The sequence below is a fragment of the Marinobacter sp. NFXS11 genome, assembly GCF_040148675.1.
GTDB lineage: Bacteria > Pseudomonadota > Gammaproteobacteria > Pseudomonadales > Oleiphilaceae > Marinobacter.
In genome coordinates this window covers 660727-680573 of the sequence record NZ_JAGDDV010000001.1, presented here as the reverse complement: position 1 = coordinate 680573, position 19847 = coordinate 660727, and the positions used below count along the sequence as shown (strand labels likewise).

Sequence of the window (19847 nt, the reverse complement as noted above, 5' to 3'; positions counted from 1 at the left end):
GGGTTCAGAATGAGTATGAAACGCTAGCACTCACGAAATCGCGGTCAGTCAACTCGTTATACGGCTTGCCGCCGAAAAAGTTTGTGTAACCGATGTTGCCGGTAATCTTGTTCTGGTACACCGCCTGCAGAGACAGACCGATAGCCTTGCTGCCTTCGTTGAAAGCACCGCCCGGCTGCGGGCTGTAACCCTCAACATCGTGGCTCCAGGCCAGCTGCGGTGACAGGTTCACACCGGCCAGCGCGTTCGGGTAATCCCAAACCAGGCGTGCACGGTAACCCCATGAGAAGTCAGTTGTGAAGCCTTCGTTTTCACAGTAATTCGTGTTGATATTCAGGAGCGGACAAGCATCGACGCCGCCGGCACTGGGAACAGGTCCTACACCAAAGGTACCAGAGCGACCGTAGCGCGCTTCGTCGTAACCAGGCAGGTCGTGAATGTACGTCGCGCCGAATTCAGAGATCAGGGAGAGGCGACTGGCGCCCATAACCTGGTCGAAGAACTTGATCAACGTAAACTGCGCCTGGGACACATTGAAGCGATCGTTACCGGAAACGCTGACGCCCGGATCGAGGGTACCACCAGCTTCTTCCAGCCTTTGCTTCTCAAGCAAACTTACCGGCGTGCCGTCAATCGGATTGCGGAGCTGAGTGCCGCCATACAACAGTTCAAACGCGTTCCACTGAAGGGGAACCTTGTCCCGGAAAGAGTATTCCGCGCCGAGAGACCAACCGCCCGGAGTTGTCGTATTAATGCTGATACCGTAGAGGTTAATACCTTCGGGATACTCTATAAAGTATTTCGGGAACTGCTCACCAGTGTCTTTAATTGTGCCACTGACATAAGGAAGGCGGCTGTTGTACTTGATGTAATAGAAGCCGAGCTCCGAGTCATTGAGTTCCGGAACGTACCACCGCAAGGCGACGCCGAACTGGTCTTTCGAATCTGCTTCCTGATCACCAATTCGCGGCGCCACAAATCCCTGAGCAAGCGCTTGTGAATCGGAGAGCTGCCCTGCCAAAAGCACGGGACCGCAGCCATCAGAAGCAAAATCGTTGGTTGAGAAGAACGTGCCACAATCATCTGGACGAATCGGTTCCCAATCCGCCTGAACGAATGTTTCGATGGTTACATTCTCGGTAATGCCGGCAGACATGTAGAACATTTCAACCGGAAGCAAAGCGTCTTTCAGTTCGGAACCCGGAGCGCGGAAAGCCGGAACATCAACAGGGTTAATGACGTTGATACCGCCCTGGATAAATGTGCTCTCACCCCAACTGACTACCTGTTTGCCATAGCGGAGACTGACGGGAACGTTTCCAAAGTACCAATCGGAGAAGATGTAAGCGTCGAGAATTTCACCACCAGAGGCATTGTCTTTTGCCTCGGGGTTCAGCTCACGCTGCTGTCCAACGTAATCTACCGCCCTGTTCTCGTCTTTCAACTCGAAGTCGTACCAGTAACGCCCACGGAGCAGGCCGCCTACGCGTGTCAGGTAGGGGTTGTCGACGTAGTAATTGAGGTAGAGTTCGCTGTTACCCTTGACGATTTTGGAGTAGGTGTCCCCGCTTTCAAAGTTGAGGTTACCGTCGTCGTAGTTGTTGGTAGAAGAACCAATATTCTCGAGAGCACCGCCAGGAGCATACTCCGGACCCAGGTTACCCTGGGCGATCAGACGCTTATCTCGATCTTCAACTCGCCAACCTACACCTGCGGACAGCGTGGTATTGAACTGGGCTTCCACATCACCCACATAAAATGAATAGGCTGCTGCCTGACCGGACACGCCGGCTGCAACTGCCACGGCAAGCGGCAATTTGGTCCAACGCTGCCATTGATGTGTTTTTCTTGTCATTGGAAGGCTACTCCATTGTTGTTCTGAGTCGCTGCTCTGATTATTGGTGTTCACGATGTATTGGAGGCTTCATGCACAGTGCTCGTGATGTTGGCACTATAGCTAACGCCTTCGGGCGCTTTGATCAGTCAAAAGTATGATTTTGCTATCATCCCTCTGTTAACGCCGTTTGCCGCCGGGTTTCTTCGCACAGAATCACTATAGACAACAAATTTGGATGCAACCACTTTGGTTTTGGTGGTTTTTTTCGCTTTAAACTTGGGAGCAAGCACTGCCGCCGGGGTGAGCGCCCATAGTTCCGATGTAATCTGCGACTCAGATGTCACCAGATTCTCGACAAAAGGAATCTTCGGTACCAGTGCCTCGAAAATCCTTCTCGTATTGTCAGGGGCAAGGTGCGGTCGCCTTTCTGAAACTGTCGGCAGCATGGATGCTGCCGTCAAGCCTACAGGGACGTATTTACGGCGTGTTTCAGAAAGACGACCGCACCTTGCCCAACAACCGAAGCAAAAGAGCTATACGGGATCCCCGCTTAAAGCATCTCAATCGCCATGGCCGTAGCTTCACCGCCACCGATGCAAAGAGCTGCAATGCCCTTCTTTTTGCCGTAACGCTGAAGAGCGTACATGAGGGTGACCAGAAGGCGGGAGCCGGTGGAGCCGACGGGGTGACCCTGCGCGCAGGCGCCGCCGTGGATGTTGACTTTCTCGGGGTCGAGGCCGAGTTCGCGGATGGGCATCATGGCGACCATGGCGAAGGCTTCGTTGATTTCGAAGAGGTCGACGTCGTCTTTGCTCCAGCCGGTTTTGCCGAACAGAGTTTCTATAGCGCCTACCGGGGCGCAGGTGAACTCTGATGGATGCTGGGACTGGGTGCTGTGACCGACGATTCGAGCCAGGGGTTTGAGGCCGCGTCTTTCGGCTTCGGATTCGCGCATCAGGAGTAGCGCTGACGCGCCGTCGGAGATCGAGGACGCGTTGGCAGCGGTAACGGTGCCATCTTTGGCGAATGCCGGGCGGAGGCTCGGGATCTTGTCGATGTTGGCGTTGTGGGGCTGTTCATCGTCCTCGACAACCGCTTCGCCTTTGCGGCTTTTCACGGTTACCGGAATGATTTCGTCTTTCAGCAGGCCCTCCTCAATGGCTTTCTTGGCCCGCTTGAGGGAGGTGATGGCGTATTCATCCATTTCTTCCCGGGTGTAGCCTTTCTTGTCGGCCATTTCCTGGGCAAAGGCACCCATCAGGCGACCGGTTTCGGCGTCTTCGAGGCCATCAAGGAACATGTGATCCTGGGGAGCCTGGCCAGGTCCCATGCGGTAGCCGCTACGAACTCCCTGCAGGATGTAGGGGGCATTGGACATGCTCTCCATACCACCGGCAACCATGATGTCGTTGCTGCCGGCTTTGATCAGATCGTGGGCGAACATGGCGGCTTTCATGCCGGAGCCGCAGAGTTTATTGATGGTGGTGGCGCCGGTGTGATCCGGAAGACCGGCCTTGCGCATGGCCTGGCGGGCCGGGCCCTGTTTTAGGCCGGCAGGCAGAACGTTGCCCATGATGACTTCCTGCACGTCCGCGGGCTGCAGACCGGCGCGTTTTACGGCCTCGGCGATGGTGATCGCTCCAAGATCGGTTGCGCTGACACTGGCCAGGCTACCCTGGAATCCACCCATGGGGGTACGAACCCCGCTCACGATAACGACGTTGTCTGTGCTCATTTCTGAATCTCTCTGTTGGTTGTCTGGTAGGTTCTTGTCGGATTGCGCTGTGCTGATCCGACCTACGCAGGGCTGTTTTCTTTTTTATGGTTTGTGCGGTGCTTCGAGGTATTCCCGGGACTGCATTTCCAGCAAACGGGATTCGGTGCGCTCGAATTCGAAGCCGAGGCGGCCGCCGGTGTAAAGCCCTGTAATAGGTGCCGCCGCCGAGATGATGACTTTGACATTGCGGTCGTAAAATTCGTCAATCATGTTGATGAACCGGCGCGCCTGGTCGTCTTTTTCTTTGCCCAGGACGGGCACGTTGCTGACGATGATGGCGTGGAACTGCCTGGCCATTTCAATGTAATCGTTCTGGCTTCGGGGGCCGTCGCAAACGTCTTTGAAATCAAACCAGACTACGTCGTCTGCGTGCGCCTGGGCCGGAATTTTACGGCCGTTGATTTCCATGGATTTGCTGTGTTTGCCGGCCTCAACCGCCAAAGCATCGAAACTTTTGCGCAGGCTGACGTCCGCATCTTCATCGAGAGGCGAGTGGAACAGTTCCGCCTGCTCGAGCGTCCGCAACCGGTAGTCTACGCCGCCATCAACGTTGACCACATCGGTGTGCCTTTTTACGAGTTCAATAGCGGGCAGGAACCGGGCGCGCTGGAGACCATCTTTGTAAAGACCATCCGGCACAATGTTGGAGGTACACACCAGGGTGACGCCGCGGCTGAATAAACCATCCATGAGAGTGGCGAGGATCATAGCGTCGCCAATGTCGGACACAAAAAACTCGTCGAAACAGATAACCCGGGTTTCATCGGCAAACTTCTTGGACACCAGCTCCAAAGGGTTTTTCTCGCCTTTGAGGGATTTGAGTTCGCTGTGGACACGCTGCATGAAGCGGTGGAAGTGAACCCGCATCTTGCGATCAAAAGGCAGCGACTCGTAAAAAGTGTCCATCAGGTAAGTTTTACCGCGGCCTACCCCACCCCAGAAATACAGGCCCTTGACTGGCTCTTCCTTGCCTTTTTTGAGCTTGCGGAAAAGTTTGGCCTTGGGCTTGCTGCGATCCCTTTCGGCTTCAACAAGTTTGTCGTACAGTGATTGAAGGCGCTTGACCGCATCTTCCTGGGCCGAGTCCTTTTGGAAATCCGGGCGTTCAAGATCCTTCTGGTAACGTTGCCAAGGGGTCATGGTCGCACTGGTTTCGGAGGACATCGCAGCTGTCATCAAGGTATTCCCGGAAGTTGATCGTAAATTTGGGCGCCATATTGTCTCGCATTTGGCGATTTTTCGCCACGTTGGCCGCCTGGGCAGCAATACGACGATTGGCGCAGGCCACAATCATGGGATGATGGAGCCTGGGGCGTTATACTCGTCGGACAGGGGCTTGGCTCACTTCTAGGTAAAAGGACGACACAGCATATGACAAACCTGATTCTGGCAGCGATTGCCGCATTGGTTGTTGGCATTGTCATCGGGGTATTTGTTGGCCGTTCCGGGCAGGGAACGTCGCTTCGGCAGCGCCGGGCGGAACAGCAGATTGAGGAACTGAGAAGCGAATATACCCGCTACCAGGCCCAGGTGAACGAGCATTTCATGGAGTCGGCCCATTTGCTGCGCCGCTTCAACGATGCCTACCGCGATGTGAACCAGCATATGGCACGCGGCGCCAATCGTCTTTGCAATGACGAGGACTGGATGGAGGAGTTGGCGCAGGAGACTTCGAAGAAGCGCCTGGAGGAGGTTCGCGAGGACGCTTCCGAGCCGCCGCGGGATTATGCGCCCAAGACGGATCCGAAGGATTCCGGCACGCTCGCTGAGGACTTTGGGCTCAAGAAGGGTGATAAGGCTCAGCAGGCCTAACTCGCATAGATCTGGTTATTCGGCTTGCCGCAGGACTGATGGTTTGGAAGAGGGAGCATGGTATGTGCCCCTTTCCGGGAACCGCTACGAGCACATCCATGTGCGCTTGACGTCGGCCATCCTTGGCCGCCGACATTCCCGGAAAGGGGCACACACCGCGCTCCATCTGCTTCTGTGCAATTCGCGCCCTGCCTTCGTCTAATCACCTGTTCCTGATTAGACAGGGTTATCGCAATCAATAAATTTGTGGTTTACCCCAAACGCCTCCTCCAACGCCTTCCCTAGAGCCTGAACGCCGTACCGTTCAGTAGCGTGATGCCCGGCAGCGTAGTAATGAATGCCGCACTCCCTCGCCGTGTGCGTCGTCGGCTCGGAGATTTCACCGCTTATGTAGGCATCGAGGCCAGCGTCCAGAGCAGTGTTAATAAACCCCTGTGCAGCACCGGTACACCACCCTACCCGCTTGATCGCAGTCGGACCTTCTCCAACCCAGAGCGGTTCACGGTGAAGCTGTCTCGCGATGTGAAGACCGAATTTCTCGGGAGACATTGCTTCTTCAAGCTCACCTTCCCAGACCAGACCGCCAAGCGGGCGTGGATTCCTGATATTGAGAACGTCCGCCAGCTGACGGTTGTTGCCGTATTCGGGATGGTCATCCAGCGGGAGGTGGTAGGCGACAAGATTGATGTCGTTGTCCAAAAGCTGTTTCAAGCGTTCACGTTTCATGCCCTGGATTCGCTGGTCCTCACCTTTCCAGAAGTAACCGTGGTGGACGAGGATCATATCGGCGTTTGCTTCGCTGGCGGCTTCAATAAGCGCTTTTGAGGCGGTTACGCCGGAAATAATGGTATTTATCTCGGAGGCGCCTTCAACTTGAAGGCCATTTGGGCAGTAATCCTGAAAATTCTCCGGCTGTAGCCACTCGTTAATTTTCTTCAGAATGTCGTTTCGATTCGCCATAAAACTAAGCTCCTGACTATTTTACGGAAGCTCGACGAGACGGGTGGGCGCTCCTCTCCGGGAATGTCGGCGGCCATGGATGGCCGACGCCAAGCGCACATGGATGTGCTCGTAGCGTTTCCCGGAGAGGAGTGCCCACCCGGCTCTACCCGCCAATACTCAGGCTAGAGTGATTCGAGGCCAGCAATCAACGCATCATTCTGCTCAACAGTGCCGATGGTGATGCGCAGGAACTCGCTGATTCGGGGCTTGTTGAAGTGCCGAACGATAATGCCCTGCTCACGAAGGCTCTTCGCCAAAACCTCACCCGGCTGCTCTTTATGACGGGCAAAGATAAAGTTTGCCTTTGAGGGTAACACCTCAAAACCCAGCTCCTCGAGAGCGGCCGTTACACGCTCCCGCTCGGAGATTACGCCATCGCAGCACTTCCGGAACCAGGCCTCATCCTCGTAGGCTGCTTTCGCACCGGCGAGGGCCAGGCGGTCCAGCGGGTAGCTGTTGAAGCTGTTCTTCACACGGTTCAGGGCCTCGACCAGGTCCGGATGACCAACGGCAAAACCTACACGCAATCCCGCCAGTGAACGCGCCTTGGAGAGCGTTTGGGAGACCAGAAGGTTCGGGTATTTGTCGACCAGGGTGATTGCCGACTCGCCGCCAAAATCAATGTAGGCCTCATCCACAACCACGACGCGGTCCGGATTGGCAGCCAGGATTTCTTCCACATGCTGCAACTCCATATACCGACCGGTTGGCGCATTCGGGTTCGGGAAGATCACGCCGCCGTTGGGTTGCTTGAAGTCGTCCGGGTTGATTTCAAAGCTTTCTGTCAGCGGTACTTTTTTGCTCTCGATGTTGTAGAGGCCACAGTAAACCGGATAGAAGCTATAGGTGATGTCCGGGAACAGGATCGGTTCGCCGTGCTGGAACAAACCGAAGAAGATGTGGGCCAGGACTTCATCGGAGCCGTTGCCGAGGAAGATCTGTTCCGGCGTTATCTTGTGGTAAGCCGCAATGGTCTCGCGCAGGCTTTCGCCTTCCGGATCGGGATAGAGGCGCAAGCCGTCGTTCAGTTCGGCCTGGATGGCTTCGATGACTTTTGGTGAGGGGCCGAAGGGGTTTTCGTTGGTGTTCAGCTTCACCAGGTTGGCCATTTTTGGCTGTTCGCCTGGGACATATGGAACCAGGTCGTTTACCAGGGGACTCCAGAATTTGCTCATTTTTGGCTCCTAATAAACGGCGGGAATAGCTGTCGGATTACGGCTTCGCCTAATCCGACCTACGGGATTCCGGCGTCAATTGGGATTGTAGGTCGGATTAGCGAAGCGTAATCCGACAAATAAGCCAACAATCCACCTCAATCTTTAATACGGTATTCTGCCGAACGGGCGTGGGCGGTTAAGCCCTCGCCACGGGCCAGGACCGACGCCACCCGACCCATGCGGTCTGCACCGGCAGCGCTGAAGCCGATGATGGAGGACCGCTTCTGGAAGTCGTAGACGCCCAGAGGTGAGGAGAACCGTGCGGTACCGCTGGTGGGCAGCACGTGGTTCGGACCGGCGCAGTAGTCACCCAAGGCTTCGGCGGTGTAGCGGCCCATGAAGATGGCGCCGGCGTGGCGAATGTCATTGAGCATGGCCTCGGGTTCTTCAACCGACAGCTCCAGGTGTTCCGGAGCGATGCGGTTGGACACTTCGGCGGCTTGTTTCAGATCGGCGACGTGGATCAACGCGGCGCGGTCAGTCATGGAGGTGCGGATGATGTCGGCACGTTCCATGGTTGGAAGCAGTTTGTTGATACTGGCTTCGACAGCGTCAAGGAATTCAGCATCCGGGCTGATCAGGATGGACTGGGCCTGTTCGTCGTGTTCTGCCTGGGAGAAGAGGTCCATGGCGATCCAGTCGGGGTCGGTCTTTCCGTCACTGATCACGAGGATTTCCGACGGGCCGGCAATCATGTCGATGCCGACGACGCCAAATACTTCACGCTTGGCGGTGGCAACGAAAATATTGCCGGGGCCGACGATTTTATCCACGGCCGGGATGGTTTCCGTACCAAAGGCCAGCGCGCCCACGGCCTGGGCACCACCAACGGTGAATACGCGGTCAACGCCTGCGATGGCTGCGGAGGCCAGAACCATGTCGTTCACAACACCATCCGGGGTCGGAACGACCATCACCACTTCACCGACGCCCGCGACCTTTGCCGGAATAGCGTTCATGAGCACGGATGACGGGTAAGCAGCCTTGCCGCCGGGCACGTACAAGCCCGCCCGGTCCAAAGGCGTTACCTTCTGGCCAAGCACGGTTCCGTCTTCGTCCTCATACTGCCAGGACTTCTGGTTCTGGCGTTCGTGGTAGTCGCGAATTCGCTCAGCCGCTTTTTCAAGGGCAACCCGCTGGTCCTGGGGAATCGCGTCCAGAGCCTGCTGCAAACGGCTTTGGTCCATTTCCAACTCGGCGACGGACCCAACCTTCAGGCGATCGAATTTCTCGGTAAATTCCAGAACCGCCTGGTCACCCCGGGTTTTCACCTCATGCAGGATATGGCGCACCGACTCGTTCACCTGATGATCAACGCTGTCGTCCCAGGCCAAAAGTTTGGCCAACGCATCATTAAAGTCACTTTGGGAAGCGTTCAATCGGGTGATCTTGGCGGTCATAACTCAAATCCTGTATGGGATTAACAACTAACTGACTCTGGCCGGCCCTGACATCAGGTCCGGCGTTTATCCACAGCTGCGGACATCTTTTCGATTATGGGGTTAATACGCTCGTGTTTCATCTTCATGGAGGCACGATTGACGACCAGCCGGCTGCTGATGTGCTCAATCAGTTCCCGGGCCTCGAGACCGTTCGCCTTCAGCGTGTTGCCGGTGTCGACAATGTCGACGATCTCGTCGGCCAGCCCGAGAATCGGAGCCAGCTCCATGGCGCCGTACAGCTTGATGATGTCGGCCTGACGCCCCTGGGCCGAGTAATATCTGCGGGCCAGGTTCACGAATTTCGTTGCCACCTTGATACGACCGGATGGCGGAGTCTGATCTTTCGGGCCGGCGGTCATAAGGCGACACCGGGAAATGTTCAGATCCAGTGGCTCATACAGCCCTTCCCCACCATGCTCCATCAGCACGTCCTTGCCGGTCACACCAAGGTCAGCCCCGCCGTACTGAACATAAGTCGGCACGTCTGTGGCCCGGATAATCAGAACCCGAACATTGGGGTCCGTTGTCGGGAACACCAGTTTGCGCGACTTTTTGACGTCGTCGATCAGTTCGATTCCTGCTTCCGCCAACAGCGGCAGGGTTTCTTCCAGGATTCGTCCCTTCGACAAGGCGATGGTTATGGAATCTGTCATGGATTTATCCGGTTTCCCGTATTGTCTGGATAGATGTCTTTCACGCTGGCAGGCGGCGGATGGTGGCACCCAGCAACTGCAGTTTCTCTTCAATACATTCGTAACCGCGGTCAATGTGATAGATGCGGTCTACGATGGTATCGCCGTCGGCCATGAGGCCGGCAATGACAAGGCTTGCCGAGGCCCTGAGGTCCGTGGCCATAACCGGCGCACCGGTGAGGTGGTCCACGCCCTTGATGATCGCGGCATTGCCCTCAAGCGTGATATCCGCACCCATGCGGATCAGTTCCTGAAGGTGCATGAACCGGTTCTCGAACACGGTTTCCACAATGGTACCGGTGCCTTCGGCCACGGCGTTCATCGCAGCAAACTGCGCCTGCATGTCGGTCGGGAAGGCCGGATATGGCGCTGTACGCAGGCTAACCGCTTTCGGGCGGTTGCCTTTCATGTCCAGTTCAATCCAGTCCGGGCCGGTGTTGATGTGGGCGCCGGCCTCTTCAAGCTTAAGCACAACGGCTTCGAGCAGGTCTTCACGGGTATCCTTGAGCTTGACCCGGCCCCCGGTAGCCGCCGCAGCCACCAGGTAGGTCCCGGTCTCAACCCGGTCTGGCAGTACGTTGTAATGGCAACCGTGCAGGCGCTCAACACCGTTGATTTCGATGGTGGCGGTACCGTGACCTTTGATGTCTGCGCCCATGGCGATCAGACATTCGGCGAGGTCAACGACTTCCGGTTCGCGGGCCGCGTTTTCCAGGATGGTTTTTCCGTCGGCCAGGGCAGCCGCCATCATAAGATTCTCGGTACCCGTTACAGTGACCGTATCCAGGAAAATGTGCGCGCCCTTCAGGCGACCGTTGGTCTTGGCCTTGATATAGCCATTCTCGACCTTGATGTCCGCTCCCATCATTTCCAGGCCGTGGATATGCAGATTCACCGGGCGACTACCGATCGCACAACCGCCCGGCAGGGATACTTCTGCTTCGCCGAAGTGAGCGACCAGAGGACCCAGTACCAGGATAGAGGCTCGCATGGTTTTCACCAGCTCATAAGGGGCATGGAAGTGTTCGATGGTGTTGGCGTAGATTTCCACGCTCATTTTTTCATCAATGATCACTTCAACACCCATGCGGCCCAGAAGCTCGATCATGGTGGTTACATCGTGCAGGTGCGGGAGATTACCGACGGTTACCGGCTCATCCGCCAGCAGCGTTGCTGCCAGGATCGGCAGTGCGGCGTTCTTGGCACCGGAAATCCGGATTTCACCATCCAGAGGCTTGCGGCCCCTGATCAGAAGTTTATCCACAATAAATATCCTGTTTTGTCCGGGCCAATCAGCCCTGGCGCTCAGCCCATTCGGCCGGCGTAAATGCTTTTGGATGAAGGGCGTGAATCGAGCCATCCATGATCTGCTGGAACAGCGCCTTGTTGATCAGCTGCTGGCGCTTGATAGTCGGCAGGCCTTCGAATACGTCACCCACCACGACGACCAGGTAATGGGTACCATCAACCTGTACCTGAACTTCACAGCCGGGCAACGCTTCCTTGACCAGCTCGGTTACTTGGGCGGCATCCATAGAAAATCCTCGGGTGTTTTGAAATCAGGGGCGAGATTGTAACCAATTCCGGCGCTCGGGTCAGCTTTAGCGTCCGGCAAACAAAGGGAGCGAGGCCGGAATAATCAATGGGCGGGATGGACAGCTTCCGGACCAAATCCCTCAAGCTGATCATCAAGATTGCTCAGGGCTGCCAGCGAGGCCAGACGGCCGCTGACGCCACGAAACGAAAGGGCAACGCCCGTCTGGTGCGCCAGACGCTGCCAGCAGAGCAGCATGGAGAGAACCGCACTGTGGGCCGTCACCAGTCCATCGAGGTCGACCACCAGATCGGCAGAAGCAGAGCTTATGAGCTTCTCACCCTGCTTTCTCAAGCCGATCACGGTGTCTGTGTTCACTTCACCGGTAACCACGAGCGCGCCGTCCATGAGCTGAACCACAGGCGAGCCGCTTGTCACGATTTGTTGACTTCCTGATCGAGGTTCAAGCTTTCAACAGCGTCGCTCCAACCATCAATCACCGCCTGGATCTGGCCGCGGTTTTCTTCCATTTCCTGGCCGAATCGATCCCGGAAAGCCAGGCCTATGTTTACGCCCTCAACAATGACATTTTCCATCAGCCACTTGCCTTCTGCTGTCTTGTACATCGAATAGGTCACCGGGTACCGATTACCAGAGGCACTGATCACTTCCATCTGCACAGAAGCTCGATCTTCACTCTGGGGGTTGATGGTTGCTTCCTTCACCTGGATTTCGAAATCCTCGGCATTAACCAGCGCCTGGGCGTAGCTGTCGAAAAGACTGCGCTTGAACTTGACCACAAAAGCATCCCGCTGTTCGGGCGTCGTCTGGCGTGCGTAGCGACCCATCACCCTGGCAGCGATGCGGCGGAAGTCGACAAAATCGGTCAGAGCCTCATCCATGCTTTTATAAAAAGCCTCCGGATCCCGCTCGTAAAGTCCCCGCTCTTCGTTCAGCTTGTCCACCAGCCGCTGGGTATTGGCGTCCACATACTTGCGAAGCTCCTCGGCTTCACTTGCCTGGGTCGGCGCAACCAGAGCCAGGGCCATGAAGAGGCCGATCAGAATGTGGTGTCTCAGTGCAAACATCAGGATCTCCTGTTTGATCTTTCCGGCCCGAATCAACGGCCCGATGCAAAGTTGCTGATCAGCCGCTCCAGGTTCATGGCCGACTGTGTCGAATAGAAGGTATCGCCTTCTTTCAGCGAATCCATCTCGGCGCCAATCGATATATCAATGTACTGCTCGCCGAGCAGGCCGGATGTACGTATAACTGCGGAACTGTCCGACGGGATATTGTCCACATCCGAATGAATCGACATCTCCACGCGAGCCTGGAAGGTTTCCGTGTTCAGGCTGATGGATTCAATGGTGCCAACCGTTACCCCGGCCATTGAGACCCGACCGCGGGGCGTTAGTCCGCCGGTATCGTTGAAATTGGCGTAAATGGTATAGGTGCTCTCGGCCGACTTCGGCGACAGCCCGCTAACCTGCAACGCCAGGAAAAGCAGCGCTGCGCAGCCTGCGATCATGAACAGGCCAACTACGATTTCAGTGGTTCTCTGTGCCATTTCCGGCTCCGGTAATATCTCGTTGATCGATGTTTCAGAAATCGCCAAACATGACAGCGGTCAGTACAAAATCCAGCCCCAGCACCGCCAGCGATGAGTACACCACCGTCTTGGTGGTCGCCGAACTGATACCTGCCGATGTCGGCACACAGTCATAGCCCTGGTATACCGCAATCCAGGCGCAGACAAAGCCAAAAACAACGCTTTTGATGACGCCGTTCAGGACATCATCCACAAAATCCACAGAGGACTGCATGTTGCCCCAAAAGGAGCCTTCGAACACGCCCAACCAGTCCACACCCACAAGCATGCCGCCCCAGATGCCGACCACCGAGAAAATCACCGCCAGCACCGGCATGGCAATAAACCCGGCCCAGAGGCGAGGCGCAACGACACGCCGCAGCGGGTCCACGCCCATCATTTCCATACTGGATAGCTGTTCGGTGGCTTTCATCAAGCCAATCTCTGCCGTCAGAGCCGAACCCGCGCGGCCCGCAAACAGCAAGGCTGTCACCACCGGGCCAAGCTCACGCACCAGGGTCAGCGCAATCATCTGGCCGATGGCCGCTTCCGAGCCGTAGTCGCTCAGAATAGTGTACCCCTGAAGTCCCAGCACCATGCCGATAAACAGGCCCGATACCACAACAATGGCCAGAGAAAGCACGCCAACGGCATAAATCTGTTTAAGCAGAAGCGGGAAACCGGTTGCCGGCCGGGGAACACCGCCCAGAACGCCCGCCAGAAAACGACCGGAACGGCCGAATGACGAGACTAGATCCAGCCCGAGGCGTCCGAATGCCGCTATTCTGTCCATCAAGAGGCACCTCCTGACAGGCCGAAGTCCCGGGCAGCGCCTTCGGCCGGATAATGGAATGGCACCGGGCCATCCGGCTGCCCCTGCAAGAATTGCTGAACCTTCCCGGAAGGGTGCGCCTGCAGCTCCTCCGGTGTGCCCTCACCGATTACCTTGCCATCGGAAATAATGCAGGCGTAATGGCAGATGCTCAGGGATTCGGGCACATCGTGGGAGACCAGCACACTGGTAAGGCCCATGGAACTGTTCAGATCCCGTATCAGCTTGACCAGCACGCCCATGGCAATCGGATCCTGGCCGGCGAAGGGCTCGTCGTACATGATCAGTTCGGGATCCAGGGCAATACTGCGGGCCAGGGCAACCCGGCGGGTCATGCCACCGGACAATTCCGAAGGCATCAGCTGGCGGGCGCCTCGCAGGCCGACAGCTTCCAACTTCATAAGAACAATGTCGCGGATCATGTCTTCCGGCAACTTTGTGTGCACGCGGAGCGGAAAGGCAACGTTCTCGAACACACTCAGATCGGTAAACAGCGCCCCGCTCTGAAAGAGCATGCCCATCCGTTCGCGCAGACTGTAGAGAGCCTTGCGCTTGAGCTTTGGAACCTCGTGGCCGTCCACCACGACACTGCCGGAATCCGGCTTGAGCTGACCACCAATAAGACGCAGCAGCGTGGTTTTACCGGTTCCGCTGGGTCCCATAATGGCAGTAATTTTGCCGCGGGGAATATCCAGACTGACACCGTCGAAGATACGGCGCCCGGAGCGGGAGAACACGACATCCTTGAGCGATATGTAAGCCGGTGAATCCATAGTCCCTACCTTTCAAAGAGGCGCTACATTATGCCATGGAGCGCACGAGCTCAATCCAAAGAGCGCAAAATGTACTGATAGCAATGATCAGTTTGACTGAACTTCCTGTAACCGGGCATCGTTGCCAGGTGAAAATGGTATACTCTGCCCAATATTTTCAATGTCCCGATAACCAGGCCCGTAGCCCGATGACCGAACAGACTGCCCACGATTTCCGATCTTCTGCCATCCGTGCCATTCGCATTGAGCGTGACGCCATTGATGCACTTGAAAGCCGGATCGACGACCAGTTCACCCGTGCCTGCGAAGTCATCATGAACTGCAAGGGCCGCGTTGTGGTGACCGGCATGGGAAAATCCGGCCACATCGGCAACAAGATAGCGGCCACCCTTGCCAGTACCGGTACACCGTCGTTTTTCGTGCATCCCGGAGAAGCAAGCCACGGCGACATGGGCATGATCACACCGCAGGACGTTGTCATCGCCATTTCCAATAGTGGCAACACCAGCGAGGTGGTCACGATTCTGCCCCTGATCAAACGTATGGGCGCCCCGCTGATCAGCATGACCGGTAATGCCGGATCCACCCTGGCCCGGGAAGCCGTCGCCAACCTGGACGTCAGCGTCATGGTGGAAGCCTGCCCACTGGGCCTGGCACCCACCTCCTCAACAACGGCTACCCTGGTCATGGGCGATGCCCTGGCGGTCGCACTGCTCGAAGCCCGCGGCTTCAGTGCCGAGGATTTTGCGTTCTCCCATCCCGGTGGCAGCCTGGGTCGCCGGCTGCTGCTGCGGGTTTCCGACATCATGCATACTGGCGATCAGATCCCAGTTGTTAACGAGGGCACGCTCCTGAGCGGCGCTCTCCTGGAAATCTCCCGCAAGGGCCTCGGCATGACCACGGTCATCGATCAGGAAGGTACTCTCACCGGGATATTTACGGACGGTGACCTGCGACGGACTCTGGACCGGTCGGTGGATATTCATAATACGCCCATCAATGAGGTCATGACGCGGAATGGTAAAACCATCCAGGCTGATCATCTGGCGGCAGAAGCGCTGAATATCATGGAGGAAATGAAGATCAATGCCCTGCCCGTGACAAACGATAGCGGTGCTCTTATCGGCGCAATCAACATGCACGACCTGCTGCGGGCCGGCGTAATCTGATGGGCCACGAGGAGCCATTCAACATGAAGCGCCAATGGCCTGAGCCACTGCTGGAAAAAGCCGCCAAAATCCGACTGATCGCACTGGATGTGGACGGCATCATGAGCGATGGCAAGCTTTACTTCAGTGCCAACGGTGATGAACTCAAGTCGTTCAACATTCTGGACGGCCTTGGGCTCAAGCAACTCATGGCATCTGGCATCACTGTGGCCGTTATTACCGGTCGAAAGTCACCCCTGACCGAGAAGCGCATGCGTGATCTGGGCATCCCGCATCTTATGCAGGGCCGTGAGGACAAGAAAGTGGCCCTGCAGGAACTGGTCGGCACCATGGACCTCAGCCCTGAAGCCATCGCCTACATGGGCGATGATCTTCCTGACCTGCCGGCGCTCCGGTTCGCCGGGCTCGGAATCACCGTACCCAATGGTTACTGGCTGGTGCAGCAACATGCCGATTACTGCACCCAAGCCCGGGGTGGCGAGGGCGCGGTGCGGGAAGCCTGCGACCTGCTGCTGACTGCCCATGGCAAGCTTGATGCCGCGCTTGCACCCTACCTGGAGCTCGAGGCGTGAACTGGCTTCCGGACCGGCCCTGGCTGCGAACGCTGGCGCTGGCTGGCACCGTGGTGGCCGCGGTCTTTTTGCTTTGGCAAAGCGATGAGCCGCCGGTCATTGATGATGAGGCAGCCGCGCTGCGGGGCGATGCCGAACCGGACGGCTTTGTGGTCAATGGCAATTACACGTCATTCGACGAATCGGGCAAGCTGAAAATCCGGTTCTCCAGCCCCCGCATTGAGCAGTTCGAAGAAGGTAACCTGGCCACCATGGAGTCTCCCCGTGCTGAACTGTATGGCGGCGACAATGTCCTGCCCTGGATTGTTGAGGCCGAGAATGGCAGCCTGCTGCAAAACCAGAACCTGGTCTATCTCACTGACAATGTCCGGATTCAGCGCAGTATTGGTGAACGGGACGCCACTCTGACAACATCAACACTGACGCTGGATAATGACCGGGGCATGGTATATACAGACGCACCCGTAGAAATACGCGACGTTACCGGAGTTACCCGGGCCACGGGCATGAAAGCGTGGATTGACGAGCGGATTCTGGAACTGAACTCCCAGGTGGAAGGACGCTATGAAACCGGAAACTAACCGATACCGGAGCCTGTTGGCTGCCCTGCTGACAATCGCAATGGCTGGCCCGGTGGCGGCTTTCGACCTTGATTCCGACATCCCCATCAAGGTTACCGCCGACAACGCCCGCCTGGACGATGGCCAGGGCATTGCTACTTACACCGGCGATGTGGAGCTTGAACAGGGCAAAACCCGCCTGAACGCGGAGCGTGTGGTCCTGTACCGCACAGAGAACGGCCTGAGCCGGATCGAGGCCTCCGGAACCCCCGCAAGATACAGGCAGCCGGCGCGCGAGGGTGAAGGTGAAACCGATGCCCGCGCCCTGAACATTACCTGGTCTGCTACCGACAGTCAGCTGACCTTTGAACGGGAAGCGGTGATTGAGCAGAATGGCAACCTGTTCCGCGGCGACGTGATTCACTATGATACCGCTGGACGTGTTGTGACCGCAGAGGGCGGCGCCGACACGGGCGATGGCAGTGGCCGGGTAGAAATGGTGATCCAGCCGCGCAGCGCCGACAGACGCACTGACAAACAGGAAACCGATGGCAGTTCTGAGAGCCAGTAACCTGGCAAAGAGTTACAAACAGAAAAAAGTGGTTATCGACGTCTCCCTGGAAATTCGAAGCGGAGAAATTGTCGGACTGCTAGGCCCCAACGGCGCCGGGAAAACCACCTGTTTCTACATGATCGTTGGGCTGGTACCCGCCGATCACGGGCGGATAACCATCGACAGCCGGGATATTACGCCGCTGCCGATGCACGGTCGGGCCCGTCAGGGCATCGGCTATCTGCCACAGGAAGCCTCGGTTTTCCGCAAACTGTCTGTGCGTGACAATATCATGGCGATCCTTGAGACGCGGCAGGGCCTGAGCAAGGCAGACCGGCAGAAAAAGCTCGAGGCGCTGCTGGAGGAGTTCCACATCACCCATATCCGGGACAGCGTTGGTATGGCCCTGTCCGGTGGTGAGCGGCGACGGGTGGAAATTGCCCGGGCCCTGGCCATGGAGCCGGCTTTCATCCTGCTGGATGAGCCCTTCGCCGGCGTTGACCCTATATCCGTCAGCGACATCAAGCACATCATCCGGCACCTGCGGGACAAGGGGATTGGCGTGCTGATCACCGACCATAACGTGCGCGAGACTCTCGATATCTGCGAGAACGCGTACATTGTGTCGGGCGGGCACATTATCGCCTCCGGCAATGCCGATGCGATCCTGGCCAATCAACAGGTCAAGGAAGTTTACCTCGGGGACGAATTCAGGCTTTGACAGTGAATGGCTCATTGTTTTGATGATCTGTAGCAAGTAAACTCGGCAAAGAACTTGCTAGGGTAACGAAAAACCGCGGCAAGTAACCGGCATATAAAGATTTTTTCAAGACCTATGACACAAAGCGCTGATGAGTGACGGATCCTGAACCATGGTTATGAAAGCCTCCTTACAGTTAAAGCTGGGTCAGAGCCTGACCATGACACCCCAGCTGCAACAGGCGATCCGGCTTCTCCAGCTCTCTACCCTCGACCTCCAACAGGAAATCCAGCAGGCACTGGAATCCAACCCCATGCTGGAGACATCCGAGGACGACGATCAGACCGACACGGCTACCGAGAGTGACGAGCGCGAGGCCAACGCAGCTGAGTCTGCCGCGGAGACCACACCGGAACCTTCCAGCGACTGGGACGAATCCGAAAACGGCCCCGACTGGTCGTCTGAAAACGATATTCCGGATAACATCCCGGACGACCTGCCGGTCGACACAGCCTGGGACGACATTTACCAGTCCGCTCCCGCCCCGGCAGCCCGCAATGACGACGAAAACGACCACGATTTCGAGACCCGAAACTCGCCCACCGAGACGCTTCAGGATCACCTGGAATGGCAGCTCAACCTGACTCCGCTGAGTGAGCGGGACCAAGCCATTGCCCACGCGTTGATGGATGCGGTGGATGAACGCGGCTATCTGACGAGCGCTCTGGAAGATATCCATGCCGGGATGCTGGATGAAAACGACGAGGACCCCCTTGAGCTGGACGAAGTAGAAGCGGTTCTTCACCGACTGCAGCATTTTGACCCTCCTGGCGTGTTCGCCCGGGATCTGCAGGAATGCCTGCTGATCCAGCTCAATCAGTTGCCACCGGAGACCCCCTGGCTGGCCCAGGCACGGCTGGTGATTACCCATTACATCAACCTGCTGGGCAACCGTGACTACGCCCAGTTGTTGCGCCGCAGCCGCCTGAAAGAAGATCAGCTCCGGGAAGTCCTGGCGCTGATCACCGGCCTGAATCCGAGGCCGGGCGACGTTATTGACCGCGCCGAACCCGACTACGTCATTCCGGACGTCATCGTTCGCAAGCACAATGGTCGCTGGCGCGTTGAGCTGAATCCGGAAATTGCTCCGCGCATCCGGGTGAATGCCAGCTATGCTTCACTTATAAGGCGTGCGGACAGCAGTGCAGACAACACTTACCTGCGCGATCAGTTGCAGGAGGCCAAGTGGTTTATCAAGAGCCTGCAAAGCCGCAATGAGACCCTGCTGAAAGTGGCGACCCGCATTGTCGAGCACCAGCAGGGATTCCTGGATCACGGCGAAGAAGCGATGAAGCCGCTGATCCTTTCCGACATCGCCCAGGCGGTAGAAATGCATGAGTCGACGATTTCACGCGTTACGACCCAGAAATACATGCATACCCCGCGGGGCATATTCGAACTGAAGTATTTCTTCTCCAGCCATGTCAGCACTGACGAGGGCGGGGAATGCTCTTCCACGGCCATCCGCGCGATGATCAAGAAGCTGATTGCCGCCGAAACACCCAAAAAGCCATTGAGCGACAGTAAAATTGCAGCCATGCTAGGGGAACAGGGTATCAAGGTTGCGCGACGCACCGTTGCCAAGTACCGGGAGGCCATGCACATTCCGCCGTCCAACGAACGCAAGCGGCTGGTCTGAATACTCCAGGACGGGACGCAACAACGTATTCGCCGGCGCACAATGCGCCAGCACCCAGACCGGCTCCCGGGAGCCGGCATGATGA

At 57.0% G+C, this 19847-nt stretch carries 22 protein-coding genes; 7 read left to right on the top strand and 15 right to left on the bottom strand.

Annotated elements, in window-relative coordinates; genetic code table 11:
• Positions 1–4: 4 nt before the first annotated feature.
• The 4 genes from J3362_RS03275 to zapE form a co-directional block, all read right to left on the bottom strand.
• On the bottom strand, positions 5–1855 hold the full coding sequence (locus J3362_RS03275; RefSeq protein WP_349518112.1) for a DUF1302 domain-containing protein: 1851 nt from the start codon (positions 1853–1855) through the stop codon (positions 5–7).
• Positions 1856–1983: 128 nt separating this feature from the next.
• Entirely contained in the window at positions 1984–2283 is a 300-nt protein-coding gene (locus J3362_RS03270) for a hypothetical protein (RefSeq protein ID WP_349518110.1), read from the bottom strand.
• A gap of 104 nt (positions 2284–2387) precedes the next feature.
• A complete protein-coding gene (locus tag J3362_RS03265) occupies positions 2388–3572 on the bottom strand; it encodes a thiolase family protein (RefSeq protein WP_349518109.1) in 1185 nt (394 codons plus the stop codon).
• Between the two features lie 84 nt (positions 3573–3656).
• A complete protein-coding gene (zapE, locus tag J3362_RS03260; RefSeq protein ID WP_349519243.1) occupies positions 3657–4754 on the bottom strand; it encodes a cell division protein ZapE in 1098 nt (365 codons plus the stop codon).
• A 231-nt stretch (positions 4755–4985) separates the two neighbouring features.
• On the opposite strand from zapE, the gene J3362_RS03255 reads away from it, so the two are divergent.
• A complete protein-coding gene (locus J3362_RS03255) occupies positions 4986–5426 on the top strand; it encodes a Z-ring associated ZapG family protein (protein ID WP_008170195.1) in 441 nt (146 codons plus the stop codon).
• Between the two features lie 216 nt (positions 5427–5642).
• Here the strand turns inward: J3362_RS03255 and J3362_RS03250 are convergent, their stop codons facing one another.
• From J3362_RS03250 to J3362_RS03200, 11 genes are all read right to left on the bottom strand, one after another.
• Positions 5643–6386 carry a Nif3-like dinuclear metal center hexameric protein gene (locus J3362_RS03250; RefSeq protein ID WP_349518108.1) on the bottom strand — a complete coding sequence of 248 codons (744 nt, stop codon included), beginning with the start codon at positions 6384–6386 and terminating at the stop codon, positions 5643–5645.
• A 164-nt stretch (positions 6387–6550) separates the two neighbouring features.
• Positions 6551–7603 carry a histidinol-phosphate transaminase gene (hisC, locus tag J3362_RS03245; RefSeq protein WP_349518107.1) on the bottom strand — a complete coding sequence of 351 codons (1053 nt, stop codon included), beginning with the start codon at positions 7601–7603 and terminating at the stop codon, positions 6551–6553.
• Between the two features lie 137 nt (positions 7604–7740).
• Positions 7741–9045 (bottom strand): histidinol dehydrogenase, encoded by a 1305-nt coding sequence (hisD, locus tag J3362_RS03240; protein ID WP_349518106.1) that lies wholly within the window; start codon positions 9043–9045, stop codon positions 7741–7743.
• Between the two features lie 53 nt (positions 9046–9098).
• Entirely contained in the window at positions 9099–9740 is a 642-nt protein-coding gene (hisG, locus tag J3362_RS03235) for an ATP phosphoribosyltransferase (RefSeq protein ID WP_014577730.1), read from the bottom strand.
• 40 nt (positions 9741–9780) lie between these two features.
• Positions 9781–11043, bottom strand: a complete 1263-nt coding sequence (gene murA, locus J3362_RS03230; RefSeq protein WP_349518104.1) for a UDP-N-acetylglucosamine 1-carboxyvinyltransferase — start codon at positions 11041–11043, stop codon at positions 9781–9783.
• A gap of 28 nt (positions 11044–11071) precedes the next feature.
• Complete coding sequence (locus J3362_RS03225) at positions 11072–11314, bottom strand: BolA family protein (protein WP_008170179.1); 243 nt, start codon at positions 11312–11314, stop codon at positions 11072–11074.
• Between the two features lie 104 nt (positions 11315–11418).
• Positions 11419–11751 carry an STAS domain-containing protein gene (locus J3362_RS03220; RefSeq protein ID WP_349518103.1) on the bottom strand — a complete coding sequence of 111 codons (333 nt, stop codon included), beginning with the start codon at positions 11749–11751 and terminating at the stop codon, positions 11419–11421.
• Positions 11748–12401, bottom strand: a complete 654-nt coding sequence (locus J3362_RS03215; RefSeq protein ID WP_349518102.1) for an MlaC/ttg2D family ABC transporter substrate-binding protein — start codon at positions 12399–12401, stop codon at positions 11748–11750. The genes J3362_RS03220 and J3362_RS03215 overlap by 4 nt, the downstream gene beginning before the upstream one ends.
• A gap of 32 nt (positions 12402–12433) precedes the next feature.
• Positions 12434–12883 carry an outer membrane lipid asymmetry maintenance protein MlaD gene (gene mlaD / locus J3362_RS03210; RefSeq protein WP_008170174.1) on the bottom strand — a complete coding sequence of 150 codons (450 nt, stop codon included), beginning with the start codon at positions 12881–12883 and terminating at the stop codon, positions 12434–12436.
• Between the two features lie 34 nt (positions 12884–12917).
• Positions 12918–13697 carry a lipid asymmetry maintenance ABC transporter permease subunit MlaE gene (gene mlaE, locus J3362_RS03205; protein WP_349518101.1) on the bottom strand — a complete coding sequence of 260 codons (780 nt, stop codon included), beginning with the start codon at positions 13695–13697 and terminating at the stop codon, positions 12918–12920.
• Positions 13697–14509 carry an ABC transporter ATP-binding protein gene (locus J3362_RS03200; RefSeq protein WP_349518100.1) on the bottom strand — a complete coding sequence of 271 codons (813 nt, stop codon included), beginning with the start codon at positions 14507–14509 and terminating at the stop codon, positions 13697–13699. Before J3362_RS03200 ends, mlaE begins: the two co-directional genes overlap by 1 nt.
• A 188-nt stretch (positions 14510–14697) precedes the next feature.
• Between J3362_RS03200 and J3362_RS03195 the strand changes: the two genes are divergently transcribed.
• From J3362_RS03195 to J3362_RS03170, 6 genes are all read left to right on the top strand, one after another.
• Positions 14698–15678 (top strand): KpsF/GutQ family sugar-phosphate isomerase, encoded by a 981-nt coding sequence (locus J3362_RS03195; protein WP_349518099.1) that lies wholly within the window; start codon positions 14698–14700, stop codon positions 15676–15678.
• 23 nt (positions 15679–15701) lie between these two features.
• A complete protein-coding gene (locus J3362_RS03190; protein WP_349518098.1) occupies positions 15702–16250 on the top strand; it encodes a KdsC family phosphatase in 549 nt (182 codons plus the stop codon).
• Complete coding sequence (gene lptC, locus J3362_RS03185) at positions 16247–16831, top strand: LPS export ABC transporter periplasmic protein LptC (RefSeq protein WP_349518097.1); 585 nt, start codon at positions 16247–16249, stop codon at positions 16829–16831. Before J3362_RS03190 ends, lptC begins: the two co-directional genes overlap by 4 nt.
• Positions 16815–17381: a lipopolysaccharide transport periplasmic protein LptA gene (lptA, locus tag J3362_RS03180; protein WP_349518096.1), complete on the top strand. Its 567-nt coding sequence runs from the start codon at positions 16815–16817 to the stop codon at positions 17379–17381. Before lptC ends, lptA begins: the two co-directional genes overlap by 17 nt.
• Entirely contained in the window at positions 17359–18084 is a 726-nt protein-coding gene (lptB, locus tag J3362_RS03175) for an LPS export ABC transporter ATP-binding protein (RefSeq protein WP_349518095.1), read from the top strand. Before lptA ends, lptB begins: the two co-directional genes overlap by 23 nt.
• Positions 18085–18241: 157 nt before the next feature.
• Positions 18242–19762: an RNA polymerase factor sigma-54 gene (locus J3362_RS03170; protein WP_349518094.1), complete on the top strand. Its 1521-nt coding sequence runs from the start codon at positions 18242–18244 to the stop codon at positions 19760–19762.
• Positions 19763–19847 lie beyond the last annotated feature (85 nt).

Coding starts and splice junctions, on each gene's coding strand:
- J3362_RS03275 (WP_349518112.1), bottom strand. CDS start 1,855: ATGACAAGAAAAACACATCAATGGCAGCGTTGGACCAAATTGCCGCTT.
- J3362_RS03270 (WP_349518110.1), bottom strand. CDS start 2,283: ATGCTGCCGACAGTTTCAGAAAGGCGACCGCACCTTGCCCCTGACAAT.
- J3362_RS03265 (WP_349518109.1), bottom strand. CDS start 3,572: ATGAGCACAGACAACGTCGTTATCGTGAGCGGGGTTCGTACCCCCATG.
- zapE (WP_349519243.1), bottom strand. CDS start 4,754: ATGACCCCTTGGCAACGTTACCAGAAGGATCTTGAACGCCCGGATTTC.
- J3362_RS03255 (WP_008170195.1), top strand. CDS start 4,986: ATGACAAACCTGATTCTGGCAGCGATTGCCGCATTGGTTGTTGGCATT.
- J3362_RS03250 (WP_349518108.1), bottom strand. CDS start 6,386: ATGGCGAATCGAAACGACATTCTGAAGAAAATTAACGAGTGGCTACAG.
- hisC (WP_349518107.1), bottom strand. CDS start 7,603: ATGAGCAAATTCTGGAGTCCCCTGGTAAACGACCTGGTTCCATATGTC.
- hisD (WP_349518106.1), bottom strand. CDS start 9,045: ATGACCGCCAAGATCACCCGATTGAACGCTTCCCAAAGTGACTTTAAT.
- hisG (WP_014577730.1), bottom strand. CDS start 9,740: ATGACAGATTCCATAACCATCGCCTTGTCGAAGGGACGAATCCTGGAA.
- J3362_RS03225 (WP_008170179.1), bottom strand. CDS start 11,314: ATGGATGCCGCCCAAGTAACCGAGCTGGTCAAGGAAGCGTTGCCCGGC.
- J3362_RS03215 (WP_349518102.1), bottom strand. CDS start 12,401: ATGTTTGCACTGAGACACCACATTCTGATCGGCCTCTTCATGGCCCTG.
- mlaD (WP_008170174.1), bottom strand. CDS start 12,883: ATGGCACAGAGAACCACTGAAATCGTAGTTGGCCTGTTCATGATCGCA.
- mlaE (WP_349518101.1), bottom strand. CDS start 13,697: ATGGACAGAATAGCGGCATTCGGACGCCTCGGGCTGGATCTAGTCTCG.
- J3362_RS03200 (WP_349518100.1), bottom strand. CDS start 14,509: ATGGATTCACCGGCTTACATATCGCTCAAGGATGTCGTGTTCTCCCGC.
- J3362_RS03195 (WP_349518099.1), top strand. CDS start 14,698: ATGACCGAACAGACTGCCCACGATTTCCGATCTTCTGCCATCCGTGCC.
- J3362_RS03190 (WP_349518098.1), top strand. CDS start 15,702: ATGAAGCGCCAATGGCCTGAGCCACTGCTGGAAAAAGCCGCCAAAATC.
- lptA (WP_349518096.1), top strand. CDS start 16,815: ATGAAACCGGAAACTAACCGATACCGGAGCCTGTTGGCTGCCCTGCTG.
- lptB (WP_349518095.1), top strand. CDS start 17,359: ATGGCAGTTCTGAGAGCCAGTAACCTGGCAAAGAGTTACAAACAGAAA.
- J3362_RS03170 (WP_349518094.1), top strand. CDS start 18,242: ATGAAAGCCTCCTTACAGTTAAAGCTGGGTCAGAGCCTGACCATGACA.